This is a genomic window from Streptomyces endocoffeicus (assembly GCF_016741935.1).
GTDB lineage: Bacteria > Actinomycetota > Actinomycetes > Streptomycetales > Streptomycetaceae > Streptomyces > Streptomyces endocoffeicus.
Map to the genome: position 1 here is coordinate 1,972,962 of NZ_JAERRG010000001.1, position 16,193 is coordinate 1,989,154.

Sequence of the window (16,193 nt, forward strand, 5' to 3'; positions counted from 1 at the left end):
CCGGGCCCACCGGTCGACGACGCCGGTCGACGACGTCAGGGCTTGCGGGCCACCGCTCCGTACATCGCGATGTCCTCGTCCTTGATGTCCTCGGTGACGGTGGCGTCCGGGCGCCACTTGTGGACCTGGGTGAGGCCGGGCTCGACCAGTTCGAGGCCGTCGAAGAACCGCTCGGCCTCCGCCTCGGTGCGCAGCCGCATGGGCATGTCGCGGGCCGCGTACTCACGGGCGACCCGGGCCACCTCGTCCGGCGCGAAGTCGGCGGTGCCGATGGACATCGCCAGGTAGCTGCCGGAAGGCAGCGGCTCCAGGAGACGGTTGACGATTCCGTTGGCATCGTCCTTGTCCAGGACGAAGTGCACGATGGCGATCACCGTCAGGGCGACCGGCCGGGTCAGGTCGAGGGTCTCGCGGAGCTCGGGGGCCCGCAGGATGGTGGCGGGCTCGCACATGTCCGCTTCGACATAGGCGGTCCTGCCCTCGGGGGTGCTGGCGAGCAGGCCCTGGGAGAGCGTGAGGACGATGGGGTCGTTGTCCACGTAGACGACCCGGGAGTCCGGTGCCACCGCCTGGGCGATCTCATGGAGGTTGGGCGAGGTGGGGATGCCGGTGCCGATGTCGAGGAACTGCCGGATGCCCGCCTCCTCGGCCAGATAGCGCACGGCACGGTTCATGAAGTCGCGGTTGGCCCGCATGTGGATCGGCAGGGCGGGCCACTCGCGGGACATGGCGATGCCCGCTTCCTTGTCGGCCGGGTAGTAGTCCTTGCCGCCGAGGATGTAGTCGTAGATACGTGCCGAATGCGCGCTCTCGGTGTCGATGCGGTCGGCCGACCATCCGTTGTCGCTCAAGGCGTCCCCTCCCAGTGGATCGTCAGTTCGCTGTTGGTGTTGCCCCCGGTCGCGCGGGCCGGGACGGGCCCGCGCGACCGGGAAGGATGCGGTGCCGTGGCGCTAGCAGAGGTAGTCGGCGTCGCCGGCCTTCACACCCGCCAGAAACCGGGTCATCTCGTTCGTGGTGAAAACCAGTGCGGGGCCGTCGGGGTCGGTCGACTGACGCAGCGCCACCCGTCCGTCGTACAGCTTCTTGGCCTCGACGCAGGCGCCCCCGGCGTCGTCGCTCCACGGCTTGGACCAGCCCAGGGTGCCGAGGTCGTGGGAGGGCATGCCGCTGCGTATGTGGTGGTGCACTTCAGAGCTCCTTGCGAATTGCGCCGAGGACGGCCTCGGTTTTCCTGGCGGGCACCGACTGGGCGCCCATCCGGTCCAGGACCTCGCGATACACCACCACGTCGTCCTCCTTGTCCAGATACACCGCGCCGACCAGGCCGCTGAGGTAGACGATGTCGGGCAACTCCGGGGCCCTGAACCGGAAGACATGGAACGCACCGGCCCGCATGGCCGGATGCGGGCCGCTCCCGAACGGCATGATCTGCACGGTCACCTGGGGAAGGGCGCTGACCTCGATCAGATGGTCGATCTGGGCGCGCATCACTTCCGGGCCCCCGACCGGCCACCTCAGCACCGTCTCGTCCATCACGACCCACAGCCGGGGAGGGGATTCCCGGGACAGCAGTTCCTGGCGCTGCATCCGCAGGGCGACCCTGCGCTCGGTGGCCTCCGACGGAGCGTGCGGGTTTCCGGCGCTGAGCAGCGCACGGGCGTAGTCCTCGGTCTGCAGCAGCCCGTGGACGAACTGCGCCTCGTAGGCGCGGATCTGAAGCGCCGCCTGCTCCAGATTCAGATACGCGGCGAACCAGTCCGGCATCACATCGCGGTAGGTGTGCCACCAGCCGCGCTTGTTGGCCTCACGGACCGACTTCAGGAAGGTGTCGAGCTCATGCCGGTCGGTGATGCCGTACGTCTGGAGCAGCTTCTCCACGTCCGCGAGTCGGAGCCGGGCCACCTTGGCGGCTTCCATCCTGCGGATCGTGGAGTGGCTGACCCCGATCGCCACGCCCGCCTGGTCGTAGGTCAGGCCGGCGCGCGTCCGCAGCTCCTCCAGCTGCCTGCCGAGGATCATGCGGAGGACAGAGGGGGCACCGCCCCATGCGGTTTCCGCCGCCAACGCTCTACCTCCCCACACCGGGCTACGGCTGCAGTCTGTCACGGTCGCCGGCCGCGCGAACGGCATCCCCCCGATGGCAACTTGCAATTTTCAACTTACCGCTTGCAAGTCGTTCGTTGCACCTGCCACAGTGGTCACACCGTCCGATCACGGTGGGAACGCTTGCGTGGGTACGTCCGTAGGCACTGCGCAGTGCGGGAACGGCACGGTCATGATGCGCAGGCAGACGAAAGGCGGCCGCTCGTGGCTCCCCTCGCCCTTCCCCTGACTCCCCTTCGGACGTCCCGGGAGCAGGACACCCACCCGGGATGTGCTTTACGGCTTCCGGCCACCGCCTCCACGGTGAGCACGATCCGCGCGGCCGTGCGCGAGCGGCTGCGCGCCTGGGGCGTAAGCGCCCACGTGTGCGACGACGCGCTCCTCGTGGTCTCCGAGCTGGTCACCAACGTGATCACGCATACGGTCAGCGATCACCTGGAGTGCAGGCTGAGCGTCGGCGCGGGACTGCTGCGCCTCGAGGTCGAGGATCAGATCCGGGCCCGCACCCTCCCCGCGCCACGCACCCCCGACCCCGATGAGCACTGCGGACGGGGGCTTCTGCTGGTCGGCGCGGTGAGCAGCGCCTGGGGCGTCCGGGACTCCCGGCACGGGCCGGGGCGGATCGTATGGGCCGAGCTGCCGTCGCGCACGGAAGAGTGTCACTGACTCATGGACCGACAGTTTGTTGCCCCCGAGGCACCCGAGGCACGTGCGATTCCCGAGGCCCCGTCACTCGGCGCGGCGAGGCTCTGGCGCGGCCACCGCGGACGCCTGCGTCTCCCCGACGGACTGCCCGCCAGGCTGGGTTACGACGCGGTCGGGATGCCCACGGACATCGGCAGGCGGGTCATGAAGTGCCTGCCCCGCATCGGCTGTGTCTTCGCCGACGACCAGCGGTGGTGGTGGATCGTGCCGTCCGGGTCGAACATCGATGTCGCCTGGCCGCTGTTCACCAGCTACGCGGTCGGGGCGCGGATGACCGACCTGAGCGGCGAGTACTCCGGACGTTCCCAGCCGCCCCGGCTGATCCATCACCCCCAGGACGACTCGCCCTACACACCCCCGATTCCGCTGTACTTCATGACCTGTCATATCGCCGGAATCCGGCCCCGCTGGTCGCCGGGGGACGCCTCCGGGCCGTCCCAGGCGATCTAGGACCCGCCCGCGCGCCGCCGCTCCGCATGCGACCCTGCCCGGCCGACAACGTTGTCCCAAGGTATGGACAAACACTGGAGTGAGTGCTCTGGTAATGCGTGCAGCAAGTGTTCCCTGTGGAAGAGTTCCGCCGTCCTCCGGGCGGCGGCGCCAACCGGACCATGGAGCAGCAGCGTGCTGAGACACTTGTTCCTTCGCTTCCCCTCCCTCCTCCGTCCAAGACGGACCTGGCGGCGGCGCGTGGCCGCCGTCGTGGTCCCCGCGCTGGCCGCCACCGGTCTGCTCGTCTCCGGCGCCGGCCCCTCCCACGCCGCCCAGGCCTGGGATCCCAAACCCTCCCCGATGACGACCCCGTGGACGAACCAGGTCCCGGTCGACAACCCCCTGCCGGAGTATCCGCGCCCCCAGCTCACCCGGCCCGACTGGTCCCCTCTCAATGGGATTTGGGACTTCGCGGTCACCTCCCGCGACGCCGGACAGCCGGCCACGTTCGGTGAGCGGATCCGGGTGCCGTTCGTGCCCGAGTCGGCGCTCTCCGGCGTCCAGCGCAAGATCACCCAGAATGACAAGCTCTGGTACAAGCGCGCCTTCACGGTCCCCTCCGGCTGGAACGGCCGCCGCGTCCAGCTCAACTTCGGCGCGTCCGACTGGGAGACCACGGTCTGGGTCAACGGCAAGCAGGCCGGCGCCGCCCACCGCGGCGGCTACGACGCCTTCTCGTACGACATCACGCCCCTGCTGAACGGCGGCACCAACACCATCGTCATCTCCGTGTACGACCCCACGGAGACCGGCGGTCAGGCCATCGGCAAGCAGCGCGTCCAGGACGTCACCCCGCACCCCGGGAAGAGCATCGTCTATACCGCCTCCTCGGGGATCTGGCAGACCGTGTGGCTGGAGCCCACCGCCCCCGCGCACATCACCCGCCTGGACATGGTCCCGCGCCTGGAGGACAACACCCTGCGGGTCACGGTGCGCGGCACCGGAGGAGCCGACGGCGCGGGCGTCAAGGTCACCGTCTCCAGCGGCGGTACGACGGTCGGCAGCGCCACCGGCACCGTGGGCGGCGAGCTCTCCGTACCGGTGCCGAACACCCGTCTGTGGACGCCGGAGGACCCGTTCCTGTACGACGTCACGGCCGAGCTGACCGGCGCCGCCGGAGCCGACAAGGTCGGCGGCTACACCGGTATGCGGTCGATCGCGGTGAAGGACGTGGGCGGGGTCCGGCGGCCGGTGCTCAACGGCACGTTCGTCTTCCAGACCGGCACCCTGGACCAGGGCTACTGGCCGGACGGCATCTACACCGCGCCCACCGACGAGGCCCTCAAGTACGACCTGCAGAAACACAAGGACCTGGGCTTCAACATGGTCCGCAAGCACATCAAGGTCGAGCCGCAGCGGTGGTTCTACTGGGCGGACCGGCTCGGGCTGCTGGTGTGGCAGGACATGCCCTCGATGGACAGCGGCAAGACCCCGGACACCGCGGCCCGCGCCCAGTGGGAGAGCGAGTACCGCGCCATCATCGACCAGCACCGCAGCTCGCCCTCGCTGATCCAGTGGGTGGACCAGAACGAGGGCTGGGGCCAGTACGACCAGGCCCGCATCGCCGACATGGTCAAGGCGTACGACCCCTCGCGCCTGGTCGACAACATGAGCGGCGTCAACTGCTGCGCCGCCAAGGACGGCGGCAACGGCGACGTCGTCGACAACCACAACTACGTCGGGCCCGGCAACACCCCGACGGAGCCGGTGCGCGCCTCGGTGCTCGGGGAGTACGGGGGCCTGGGCTACCGGGTGCCCGGCCATGAGTGGTATCCGGGCGGCGGATTCAGCTACGAGGACCAGCCGAGCGTCTCCGCGCTCAACAACCGGTTCGTCGGCCTGCTCGACGGGATCCGGGAGAGCGGTATGCCCGCGGGCGGTCTGTCGGCCTCCGTCTACACCCAGATCACGGACGTGGAGAACGAGGCCAACGGGCTGATGTCCTACGACCGTCAGGTGGTCAAGGTCGACCAGGCCCGGGTCCGGGCCGCCAACCAGGCCCTCATCGCGGCCTCCCGGTCGGCCGGCGCCACCGTGAAACTGCCCGTCGGGCAGAACGTGTCGATCCGGGTCACCACCCCCGGCTACACCGACCGCTACATCCGCCACTACGACGGGCTGGGCTTCACCGAGGTGGTACACGGAGCCAGCGCCGACCTGCTGAAGCGGGACGCCACCTGGACGGTCAGGCAGGGTCTCGCGAACAAGCTCTGCTACTCCTTCGAGTCCCGCAACTACCCCGGTGAGTATCTGCGCCACCGCGACTTCCGCGTCCGGCGCGAGGCGGGCGACGGCTCCACCGTGTCCAAGGAGGACGCCACCTGGTGCCCGACCCAGGGCAGCGGTGGCATCCGGATGTCGGCCGCCAACTTCCCCGGGCAGTATCTGCGGCACATCAACGCCGAGCTGTGGCTGGCCCAGTCCGGCGGCAGCCACGCCTGGGACAACCCGGCCGGCTTCACCGAGGACACCACCTGGGCGATCGAGTCGCCCTGGGCTCCCTAGCGCAACCACCGCGGGCCCTGATCAACGGGCCCGCGCCCTCCGGCGGCCGCCCCCGCGCGGGCGGCCGCCCGGCTCTCCTCCCCCACGTTCGGCCACCACTTCTCTCCTCCCCCACGCTCATGCGCACGGCCCCCCACGAAAGGCGGGTACGTCATGTCAGCGCGGCTCCACCCTGTCCTCCACGGACTCCTGACCCTGGCCATCGCCCTTGCCATCGCCCTGGCCGGTCTGGTCGCCCTCCCCACGCCGTCCCGTGCCGCGCCGTCCCGTGCCGCGACCCCGGTCTGCGCGCTGGCGTGCGACACCCTCGACCCCTCGAAGGCGCAGCGCGACACCTTCCCCGTACCGCAGGTGAACCTCAACGGCCGGATCCTGAAGCTGCACGTCTCCGACCCCGACTCCATGGCCTGGGCCAGTATCGACAACGGTGTGGCGGGCGACGCGGTCTGGCTCGACCGGTCCTGGGACCGCGGCGCCACCTGGGAGGGACTGCTCGGCAAGGCGAGCATCCCCGGCACCTGGACCGGCACCCGCACCCTGATGTACAACCTCACCGACCCGGTGGGCCACCGGCGCGGCCGGCTCCGCGCCTGCGGTGACGCAGCCGGGGTCACCTGCACCGACTGGGTCTACCCCAAGGTGTGCGACGGCACGTTCTGCGACGGCGCCGACCCCGCCACCGCGGCGGGCGACGACCGCCCGGTGCCCTCCACCACCCTGTTCGGGCGCACCATCAGCCTCCATGCCGACCAGAAGAACGGGCTGGCGTGGGGCGTCATCGAAAGCGGTGGCGCGGGCGACGAGATCTGGCTCGACCGCTCCTGGGACACCGGCGCCAGCTGGCCCGAGGGCTCCTCCCTCGGCCGTACGAGCGTGGCGTCCGGCAAGACCTCGACGCGGACGGCCATGTTCGCCACCCGGGATCCGCGCGGGCTGATGTTCGGCGGCGCGGTCCGGGCGTGCGGCCGTGCGGCGAGCCACCAGGAGGGCAGCTGCACGGCCTGGGTCAGACCCGCGCCGAGCCGGGCGCGCGCCGCCGCTGACGCGCTGATGGCGTCGTACCACACCTACGAGGGCTGGTGGCGCAGCAGTTGGTGGAACTCGGCCGTCGCGGTCACCTCGCTCATCGACTTCGCCCAGCGCACCGGGCGGCACGACTACGACTGGGTCATCGCCCGCACCTTCGAGCAGAACCGCGGCACCTTCGCCCCGGGCGAGCGCAGCTCCGACGCGGTGGAGGGCCACTTCATCAGCCGCGCCATCGACGACGCGGCCTGGTGGGGCGTGGCCTGGCTGACGGCGTACGACCACACCCATGAGCGGCGCTACCTGGACGAGGCGGTCACCATCGCCGATTACGTCCACCAGTACTGGGACAGCGGCACCTGCGGCGGCGGTGTGTGGTGGGACCGGGAGCGCACCTACAAGAACGCCGTGACCAACGGGCTGTACCTGTGGCTGACCACGTCGCTGCACCGGCGGATCTCCGGCGACACCGTGTGGGGCGACCGGGCGACCACGGCCGCGACCTGGTACCTGGGCAGCGGGCTGATCAACAGCGCGGGCCTGGTCAACGACGGGCTGACGGCCGGCTGCCGCAACAACTCCCAGACCGTGTGGAGCTACAACCAGGGCCTCGCCATCGGCGCCTTCACCCAACTGTGGCGGTCCACCGGCAACGCCCAGTACCTGGACACCGCCCGGCGCCTGGCCGATGCCGCGACCACCTCGGCGGCGCTGACCCGCGACGGCGTCCTCACCGAGTCCTGCGACACCGGCGGCAACGCCTGCGACGACAACCAGAAGCAGTTCAAGGGCGTCTTCATGCGCCACGTCGCCGACCTCGCGGACGCCACCGGATCCGCCACCTACCGGGCGTACATCAAGAAGCAGGCCGACTCGATCTGGGCCACCGACCGCGACCCCCTCAACCGGCTCGGCCAGCGCTGGGCGGGCACCACCCCCAACCAGGTGGACTGGCGCACCCAGGCCAGTGCCCTCGGCGCGCTGACGGCCGCGGACGGCCTGTGACACCTCCCCCGCAAACCAACCCCCACAAGCAGTACTCGCACCGACTCAAGGAGGCGCCCATGAGCCCTCGCACCGCCCGCCGCCACGCGGCGCTGCTCACCGCCCTGCTCGCCATCCTGTGGGGCCTGATCTCCGCCCCGCCCGCCGCCACGGCGGCCCCGCAGGCCGCCGCGGGCACCTTCCGCAACCCCCTCAACACCGGCCCGGACCCGTTTCTGACCACCTGGAACGGGAACTACTACCTGACCACCACGCAGGGCAACAGCATCCGGATGTGGCGCTCCACGTCCCTGGGCACCCTGCTCGACGCCGACCCCATCACCGTGTGGACGGACACCGACACCTCCCGCAACCGGAACATCTGGGCACCGGAGTTCTACCGCTTCGGCAACCGCTGGTACCTCTACTACACCGCCGACGACGGGGTCGACGACCACCACCGGCTCTATGTGCTGGAGTCGGACCGCGACGACCCGGCCGGTCCCTACCACTTCAAGTCGCGTCTGACGCCGCCCAACCACGCCGCCGACTTCGCCATCGACCCCGGCATCCTGGAGCACAACGGGCGCCTCTACCTCGCCTACTCCGGCATCAACCAGTACCAGCACAACGGCCTCAACATCGCCCCGATGTCCAACCCGTACACCGTCTCGGGCGACGCGGTCGCCATCAACGCGGCCGGCGGCTGCCCGGAGGTGCGCGAGGGCCCCGAGTTCCTCTACCGCAACGGCCGCACCTGGATGACGTACTCCACCTGCGACACCGGCAAACCGGACTACCAGGTCTGGATGATGTCCCTGCCGTCCGGCGCCGACCCGCTCGTGCCCGGCAACTGGACCCAGCACTCCGGCCCGGTGTTCTCCCGCGCCGACGACCACGGCGTCTACGGCCCCGGCCACCACGCGTTCTTCCGCTCGCCCGACGGCAAGGAGGACTGGATCGTCTACCACGCCAAGACCACGTCGGTGAACACCTACTCCAACCGCACCACCCGCGCCCAGAAGATCACCTGGAACGCCGACGGCAGCCCGAACCTGGGCCGCCCGCTCGCCATGGGCGCCACCCAGGACCTGCCGTCCGGCGACCCGGGAGCGGGCACCTACTGGATCAATGACGACGGCCGGTCCAGCGGCGACGGAAGCGTGTCGTACACGGGCACCTGGAACTCGGGGACCGGCTGCGCCACCCAGTGCTTCTGGAGCGACGACCACTGGAGCGACCGGGCGGGCAACACCGCCACCTTCTCCTTCACCGGGACCCGGATCGCCCTGCTGTCGGTCCGCGACACCGGCAACGGCATCGCCGCCCTCAGCATCGACGGCGGCCCCGAGCAACGCTTCGACTTCTACGGGGCGATCCGCACCGGCGAAACCCTGCAGTACCTCAGTCCCCGGCTCCCCTCCGGCCGGCACACCCTGCGCGTCCGGGTGACCGGCGAGCACAACGCCCAGTCGGGCGCCTCGTTCGTGAGCGTGGACCGCGCCGAGGTGTACACCCGCTGACACCCGGCACATCCGCGGCCCCCGCCCGGCGGCGGGGGCCGCACACGCCGGGTGCCCGGGCCGGACATGACGCCCTGCGCGATCCCGCCGGGGCTTGCCTTACCGTGGCGCGGGTGGATCTCAACTTGCTCGTGGCGCTCGACGCCCTGCTGGAGGAGAACAGCGTGACCGCCGCGGCGGACCGGCTGAGCCTCTCGCCACCGGCGATGAGCCGGACGCTGGCCCGGATCCGTCGCGCGACCGGCGACGACATCCTGGTGCGCACCGGCCGCACCATGGTCCCCACCCCGCGCGCCGTCGAACTGCGCGAGGAGACCCGCGACCTGGTCCGGCGGGCCACCGCCGTGCTCACTCCCGTACGCCGGCTCGACCTCGCCGGACTGAACCGGCACTTCACCGTGCGGGGGCATGACGCGCTGCTGGCAGCCCTCGCCGCCCCGCTGATCGCCAGGGTCGGCGCCACCGCCCCGAACATCCATCTGAGCCTGCTGGCCGAGTCCTCCGCCGACCGGCCCGACCTCGCCCGGGGCCAGGTCGATCTGGAGATCGGCGCGGATGAGCCGGGCCGCCCGGAGATCTCCTCCGAGGTGGTCGGCACCGACCGGATCGTCCTGACGCTACGACGCGGGCACCCGCTCGCCAAGGGCAGGGTCGGCCTCGACAAGCTCGTCCGCATGACCTTCGTGACCGTCTCGCGCCGGGGCCGACTGCACAACGCCATCGACGACGCCCTCGCCGAACGCGGGCTGCGACGGCGGGTGATCGCCTCCCTGCCGACGAGCGCCGCGGCGCTGGACGTGGTGTCCCGTTCGGACGCCGTGGCCGTCGTCGCCGAGCGGGTCTGCCGACCCGCCTCGGCGAGGCTCGGCCTCGTCACCCGGCGGCTGCCGCTGGAGCTGCCGCCGACCCAGGTGGTCCTCACCTGGCATCACCGGCACGACAGCGACCCCGCGCACGCATGGCTGCGCGGCCAGGTGCGGGACGTGCTCCGCGAGGCGACCGACGGCACCGCGAAGGGCCGGTCCACGACCGGGCGCCCACGCGGATCGGCGTAGCCGCGTCCAGGCGCCTCGGCCCGCGTATGCGGCGTGAGCCGCTTGGCACACTATTCTTCGTATGGTCAGATTGCGAGAGTCACGCGCAGCGCGGGTTGCAGACGCTCGCGGTGCGCGCGCACCATCTCGTCGCACAGCTCCCAGATCTGCTCGACGCGCAGGGCGGCGGCGGTCGCCGGGTCGGTCATGGCCGCGTGCCGGATATGGCGTGGCTCATCCTCCAGGGCGGCGCGCACCACGAGGTCGTTCATGCTGAGGTACGTGCGGTTGAGCGCGGCGAGCTGCGGCGGCAGCGCACCGGCGCGGGTCGGCTGGACCCCGGACCGGTCGACCAGACACGGCACTTCGACCACGCCGTGGGCCGGAAGGTTCTCGATGAGCCCGTGGTTGGGCACATTGCCGTAGACGGTCCTGGGAGTGCCGGTCACCATGGAGTGGATGATCTGCGGGGCGTACTCCATGGTCCCCTCGACGTCGATGGGGGCGCCGGTCGCGAGGGCGTCGCGGGTCCGCTCGTACGCGGCCACGTTCTCGTCCACGATGCCGAGGTACGCGCCGACGGGCAGCCGCAGCCGCTCGATCTCGCTGTCGTGGTGCAGATACCAGGGCACGTACTCGGAGGAGTGCTCGCTGGTCTCGGTCGGGTAGTAGCCGAGCCGCCGGTACATGTCGACGCGGACCCGCCGCCGCAGCTGCCCGTTCTCGGCGATCAGCGCGTCCAGCCGGGGGTAGAGATCGGTGCCGTCGTGCTCCAGGCGGAGCACCCACGCCTGGTGGTTGACCCCGGCGGCGCGGTAGGTGACCTCATCGAAGGGGACCTCCAGCAGTTCGCACAGGTCGTGGATGGTCCAGTGCACCGAGTGGCACAGGCCGACCACCCGGGTCAGCCCGGTGGCCGCCACGAGGTACTGCACGTTCATGGCCATCGGGTTGGTGTAGTTGAGCAGCCATGCCCCGGGGCATACGGCGGCGATGTCCTCGCCCAGCGCCTTGAGGAACGGGAAGGTGCGCAGGGCGCGGAAGATGCCGCCGACGCCGAGGGTGTCGCCGATGGTCTGCCGCACCCCGTGGCGCGCGGGGATCTCGAAGTCGATCCGGGTGGCCTCCCCCATGCCGATCTGGACGAGGTTGATGACGAAGTCGGCGCCGTCGAGTGCCTCGCGCCGGTCGGCGTGTGCGGTGATGAGCGCGGCGGCGCCCCGCCGCCCGGCGATGTACCGGGCGGCGGCCTCGGCGGTGGCGAGGCGTTCCGCGTCGATGTCGTGCAGGGCGATCCGCGCGGTCTTCAGCTCCGGGAAGGCGAAGAGATCCGCCAGCAGGCCCTGGGTGAAGACGACGCTTCCCGCGCCGATCAGCACGATCTTGGGGTTGATCATGACGGGATGTCTCCGTTGGCGGTGAGGTGGGTGAGGGCTTCGTCCCAGGTGGGCTGGGCGGTGGTGCCGCCCGCGGCGCGGGTGGACAGCGCACCGCAGGCGGCGGCGAGGTCGAGCGCCTCGGCGATGGGCCGGCCCGTGAGCCGTCCGGCGAGGAAGCCCGCGTTGAAGCTGTCGCCCGCGCCGACGGCGTCCTGGGGTGTGACACGGATCCCGGCGGTGGTGAGCAGGGTCCGGCCGTCGTGGCACAGGGCGCCGTCCGCCCCGTCCTTGACGGCCACCAGCGGGACCTGCCGGGTGAGGAGTTCGGCGGCGGCCGCGACGGACGTGCCGTCGGTGCCGGCCAGTCGGTGGGCCTCGGCCGCGTTGGGCAGCAGAAGGTCGGTCCAGGCGAGGACGGGTGCCAGCGCCGCGGGGTCCCATCGGCCCGAGGGGTCGTCGTTGGTGTCCAGCGAGGTGGTGGCGCCCGCCGCGCGGGCGGCGTCGAAGAGGTCCGGCAGATCGGCGGCGAGCCCCGGCATGAGGAAGAAGGACGCGGCGTGGAGGTGCCGGGCCGAGGCCAGCAGGTGCGGGGGTATGTCGCGGCCCGAGGTGGCGGCGAGTGTGCCCGGCGCGGTGAGGATGGCCCGGTCGTCCCCGCGGGTCACGATGACCGTGAGCGGTGTCGGCAGCCCGCTGTCCAGGTGCAGTCCGCTGACGTCGACGCCGTGCGCCGCGAGCCGGTCGCGCATGTAGTGTCCGGCGCCGTCGTCCCCGACGCGTCCGGCGAAGGCCACGCGCAGCCCCAGCCGGGCGGCGCCGCACGCGGTGATCGCGGCGGATCCGCCGATGGTGAGCGCGCCGCTGTCGACGAGCTGTTCGCGCTGGCCGAAGGCGAGCGGGGGGTCGAGCGGTCCGACGATGACGTCCAGGTTGGCGTCCCCGATGACGAGCAGGTCGAAGGTGGGTGGCATACGGGTTCCTGAAGGGTGAGGGAGAGGCTGGGCGGTGCTGGCGGTCAGCCCTTGAGACCGGTGGAGGTGATCGACCGGACGAAGGTCTTCTGGGCGGCGAGGAAGGCGAGCAGCACCGGCAGGACGGTGATGACGTTCCCCGCCATCACGGCCGACCACTGGGTGTGGTGCTGCCCCCGGAAGGTGGTCAGACCCAGCTGGAGGGTGTAGTTGGCGTCGTGGTTCAGCGCGATGAGCGGCCACGACAGGTCGTTCCAGGTGGTGAGGAAGGTCAGGACGGCGACCGTGCTCAGCGCCGGGCGGGACAGCGGGACGACGATCTGGAAGAGCACCCGCAGCCGCGAGCACCCGTCGATCCAGGCGGCCTCCTCCAGCTCCCTGGGCAGCGAGAGGAAGAACTGCCGCAGCAGGAACACCGCGAACGGCGTCACCAGCGAGGGCACGATCAGCGCCCCGAGGGTGTCGACGAGCCCCAGCTTCCGCATCACCAGGAACGTCGGGATCATCGTCAGCTGGAACGGGATGGCCATGGTGGCCAGCATCAGCACCAGCAGCACCCGGGACCCGCCGAACCGCATCCGGGCGAAGGCGTATCCGCCCAGCGTCCCCAGCAGCAGATTGGACACGACCGCGACCGCCGAGACGATCAGGGAGTTGGCGAACCAGCGCGGGAACATCGCGTTGCCGAGCACGAAGCGGTAGCCGCCCAGATGGATCCCGGAGGGCCAGAGCGCGGGCGGGAAGCGGTTGATCTCCGCGTCGCTCATCACCGAGCTCAGCCCCAGCCAGATCAGCGGTACGGCGAAGAGCAGCGCCAGTGGCGCGAGCAGCAGATGCCACGGGCTGAACGGCAGCCGCGGCCGCCGCCGTGCGGACGGTTCCGTCATGACGTGGCTCCCTCGATACGGCGGTCGCCGCGGCGCCGGACCAGCCGCAGCGCGGCGGCGGCCACGAGCAGGGCGACGCCGAGGACGTAGGCCGCGGCGGCCCCGTAACCGGCGGTGAAGTTGCGGAACGCCTGCTCCCAGACGAAGTAGACGATCACGGTGGTGGATCCGAGCGGACCGCCCTTCGTCGTCACGTACACCAGGTCGAAGACCTGCAGCGCGCTGATCGTCTGCCAGAGCAGCAGGAACACGCTGACCGGCGCGATGGTGGGCAGGGTGACATGGCGCAGCACATGGCGGCGTTCCGCGCCGTCCAGGGTGGCGGCCTCGATGAGTTCGCGGGGCACGTCCTGGAGGGCCGCCAGGTAGATCACGACGCAGAAGCCGGTGCCGCTCCACAGCGAGATGCCCACCAGGACCAGCAGCGCCTGGCCCGGATCGGACAGGAAGCCCTGCGGGGAGACTCCGAGGTGGTGCAGCAGCGAGTTGGCCGCGCCGAACTCCGGGTCGAGGATGAAGGAGAACAGCACGCCCTGGGCGGCGGCCGAGACCACGAACGGCACGAAGAGCAGCGTGCGGTACAGACCGGCGAACCGGATCCGGCGGTTGAGGACCAGCGCGAGCACCAGCCCCAGACCGATGCTCAGCGGTACGTACAGCGCCGTGTACTCCAGGGTGTTGCGCACGGCCTGGGCGAACTGCGGATCGTCGGCCAGCTGGCGGTAGTTGTCCCAGCCCACCCAGACGCTCGGGGTGAGCAGATCGCTGTACTGGAACGACAGCAGCAGGGACCACAGGACGGGGATGACGCTCAGGCCCAGGATGACCAGGACGGAGGGGAGGACGAACGCCCAGGCGGTCGCGGCCTCCCGGCGGCCTTTGCGGCGCGCGGGACGGGCCGGTGTGCGGGGCGCCGGACGGGTGATGGGGGTGGGCAGACGGGACATGGGGAGCTCCTCAACGCACCTTCGCGATGGCCGCGTTGGCCTCGTCGGCACACCGCCGCAGGGCCTTCGCCGGTGTGCTCTTGCCGAGCAGGACGGCGGTGATGGCCTCGCCGAACGGCATGGAGATCTTGGGGTAGGCCCGGTCGACGGGCCGTACCCGGGCGGTCTCCAGCACCTCGGTGAACACGGGCAGACCGGGCACCTCGGCCGCGTACGCCCGCCACTGCGGACGGCGCTCGGCCGGGCGGCTCTGCGGCAGGCTGCCCGCCTGGGTGTCCCACCGATACGCCTGCTCGGGCTCCATGAGCCAGCCGACGAACGTACGGGCGGCCTTCAGCCGCGCGGAGCCGTTGTCGAACACGCTCCAGGTGTCGGGGCCGGAGATGGTCACCGACCGGCCGCTGAAGCCGGGCAGCGGCACGACCTCATAGTCGATCTTCGCCTGACGGATGTCGGGCAGTTGCCAGGGACCGGTGGCGACCATGCCCAGCCGGCCGGCGGCAAACGCCTGGTACATCTGCTCGCCACCGGGTTTGGGATCGACGTAGACACTTCTGTCCTTGGCGAGTGCCGCGAGCACCTCGAGGGACCGGACCCCGGGTTCGCCCGCGAACCCGATCTCCCGCTTGCCCTCGGCGATCACCTCGCCGCCCAGATCCCAGATCATGGGCCACATCCGCCACACCGTGTCCTCGTCGCCCGCGGCGGGCCAGCCGGTGCCGAACGTGCCCCTGCCGCGGTCGGTCAGCTTCCTGGCCGTCTCGATGAAGTCCCGCCAGGTCCAGCCGGGGCCGGGCAGTTCAAGACCCGCCCGGCGGAAGAGGGTCTTGTTGCACACCACGGCGAGCGAGTCCAGCACCGCGGGCACCGCACGGACCACACCGTCGACCGTGACGCCCTCCCGGGCGGCGGGCCAGTACTGCTTCCACGGCACCCGCCCGGATTCCACGACGCTGGTCAGATCCGCCAGCTGGGGGCTTCTGGCGACGCTGGCCAGATCGGAGCCGAAGATGTAGGCGATATCGGGCGGGGATCCGGCGACGAGACCGGCCATCACCTTCTGCAGCATGTCGTCCGCCAGCACGCCGCCGCTCAGGTCGATCCGTATCGTGGGGTGGCCGCGGTGGAAGTCGGCCACGAGCCGCTTGACCGCTCGCAGGGCGGTGCTGGTCTGCCCGTGCCACACCTCGATGTGCACGATTCCGTGGGAATCCACCCCCAGGCCCGTCCCGCATCCCGCCACGGCGGCACCCATGGCGCCGGTGAGCGCCATCGCCCCGCCGCCACGCAGCACCCCACGCCGGGACGGACCGCCGCGCACAGGGGGAGGGATACGCGAACGGTTCAGGCTCATCGCTGAGAGCTCCATGATCCGAGGGCACGGCCCCGCCTCGGTCACGGACAGCGACCTGGCGACTCGGGCCGGACTCACGGCGGAGCCGCATACCGGCTGGGCGTACCTCTGCCGCCGAGATTTCGACATCGGCGTGCCAGGGAGTAAACCGATCAGATCGAATCACGTCAAGAGCGTGAAACTGCTCAGTGTTGGCTTTGAACGCGCACAACCAATCAGCGGGTGAGCGCCCTTCGGGGGCATTACGCACAGAAGCGGGCATATCGCCGCGCGGGAACCT

14 protein-coding genes are annotated in these 16,193 nt (G+C 70.8%); 6 read left to right on the top strand and 8 right to left on the bottom strand.

Features of this window, described 5'->3' with window-relative positions; translation table 11 throughout:
- Positions 1-35: 35 nt before the first annotated feature.
- From JK364_RS07605 to JK364_RS07615, 3 genes are all read right to left on the bottom strand, one after another.
- Positions 36-851: an SAM-dependent methyltransferase gene (locus tag JK364_RS07605; protein WP_201848643.1), complete on the bottom strand. Its 816-nt coding sequence runs from the start codon at positions 849-851 to the stop codon at positions 36-38.
- A gap of 102 nt (positions 852-953) precedes the next feature.
- Complete coding sequence (locus tag JK364_RS07610; RefSeq protein ID WP_201848996.1) at positions 954-1,166, bottom strand: DUF397 domain-containing protein; 213 nt, start codon at positions 1,164-1,166, stop codon at positions 954-956.
- Positions 1,167-1,191: 25 nt separating this feature from the next.
- Positions 1,192-2,067: a Sco1979 family transcriptional regulator gene (locus tag JK364_RS07615; protein WP_201848645.1), complete on the bottom strand. Its 876-nt coding sequence runs from the start codon at positions 2,065-2,067 to the stop codon at positions 1,192-1,194.
- A gap of 264 nt (positions 2,068-2,331) precedes the next feature.
- On the opposite strand from JK364_RS07615, the gene JK364_RS07620 reads away from it, so the two are divergent.
- The 6 genes from JK364_RS07620 to JK364_RS07645 all read left to right on the top strand — a co-directional run bounded on the left by JK364_RS07620 (position 2,332) and on the right by JK364_RS07645 (position 10,396).
- Entirely contained in the window at positions 2,332-2,772 is a 441-nt protein-coding gene (locus JK364_RS07620) for an ATP-binding protein (RefSeq protein ID WP_201848997.1), read from the top strand.
- A 3-nt stretch (positions 2,773-2,775) separates the two neighbouring features.
- On the top strand, positions 2,776-3,261 hold the full coding sequence (locus JK364_RS07625; RefSeq protein WP_201848647.1) for a hypothetical protein: 486 nt from the start codon (positions 2,776-2,778) through the stop codon (positions 3,259-3,261).
- Between the two features lie 240 nt (positions 3,262-3,501).
- Positions 3,502-5,808, top strand: a complete 2,307-nt coding sequence (locus JK364_RS07630) for an AbfB domain-containing protein (RefSeq protein WP_372461924.1) — start codon at positions 3,502-3,504, stop codon at positions 5,806-5,808.
- Positions 5,809-5,961: 153 nt separating this feature from the next.
- Positions 5,962-7,839 carry a glycoside hydrolase family 76 protein gene (locus JK364_RS07635; protein WP_201848649.1) on the top strand — a complete coding sequence of 626 codons (1,878 nt, stop codon included), beginning with the start codon at positions 5,962-5,964 and terminating at the stop codon, positions 7,837-7,839.
- Positions 7,840-7,898: 59 nt separating this feature from the next.
- The gene (locus tag JK364_RS07640) at positions 7,899-9,341 is read left to right on the top strand and encodes a family 43 glycosylhydrolase (protein ID WP_201848651.1); all 1,443 of its coding nucleotides are present in this window, start codon (positions 7,899-7,901) and stop codon (positions 9,339-9,341) included.
- A 113-nt stretch (positions 9,342-9,454) separates the two neighbouring features.
- Positions 9,455-10,396: a LysR family transcriptional regulator gene (locus tag JK364_RS07645; RefSeq protein WP_307841178.1), complete on the top strand. Its 942-nt coding sequence runs from the start codon at positions 9,455-9,457 to the stop codon at positions 10,394-10,396.
- 65 nt (positions 10,397-10,461) lie between these two features.
- On the opposite strand, the gene JK364_RS07650 is transcribed toward JK364_RS07645, so the two are convergent.
- From JK364_RS07650 to JK364_RS07670, 5 genes are read right to left on the bottom strand one after another with little or no spacing between them, the layout of a single operon-like run.
- Entirely contained in the window at positions 10,462-11,772 is a 1,311-nt protein-coding gene (locus tag JK364_RS07650) for an alpha-glucosidase/alpha-galactosidase (protein ID WP_201848655.1), read from the bottom strand.
- On the bottom strand, positions 11,769-12,725 hold the full coding sequence (locus tag JK364_RS07655) for a carbohydrate kinase family protein (RefSeq protein ID WP_201848657.1): 957 nt from the start codon (positions 12,723-12,725) through the stop codon (positions 11,769-11,771). Before JK364_RS07655 ends, JK364_RS07650 begins: the two co-directional genes overlap by 4 nt.
- A 44-nt stretch (positions 12,726-12,769) precedes the next feature.
- Positions 12,770-13,612 carry a carbohydrate ABC transporter permease gene (locus JK364_RS07660; RefSeq protein WP_201848658.1) on the bottom strand — a complete coding sequence of 281 codons (843 nt, stop codon included), beginning with the start codon at positions 13,610-13,612 and terminating at the stop codon, positions 12,770-12,772.
- Positions 13,609-14,559, bottom strand: coding sequence for a carbohydrate ABC transporter permease (locus tag JK364_RS07665; RefSeq protein WP_201848660.1), 951 nt, complete (start codon positions 14,557-14,559; stop codon positions 13,609-13,611). Before JK364_RS07665 ends, JK364_RS07660 begins: the two co-directional genes overlap by 4 nt.
- 10 nt (positions 14,560-14,569) lie before the next feature.
- Positions 14,570-15,913: an ABC transporter substrate-binding protein gene (locus tag JK364_RS07670; protein WP_201848662.1), complete on the bottom strand. Its 1,344-nt coding sequence runs from the start codon at positions 15,911-15,913 to the stop codon at positions 14,570-14,572.
- Positions 15,914-16,193 lie beyond the last annotated feature (280 nt).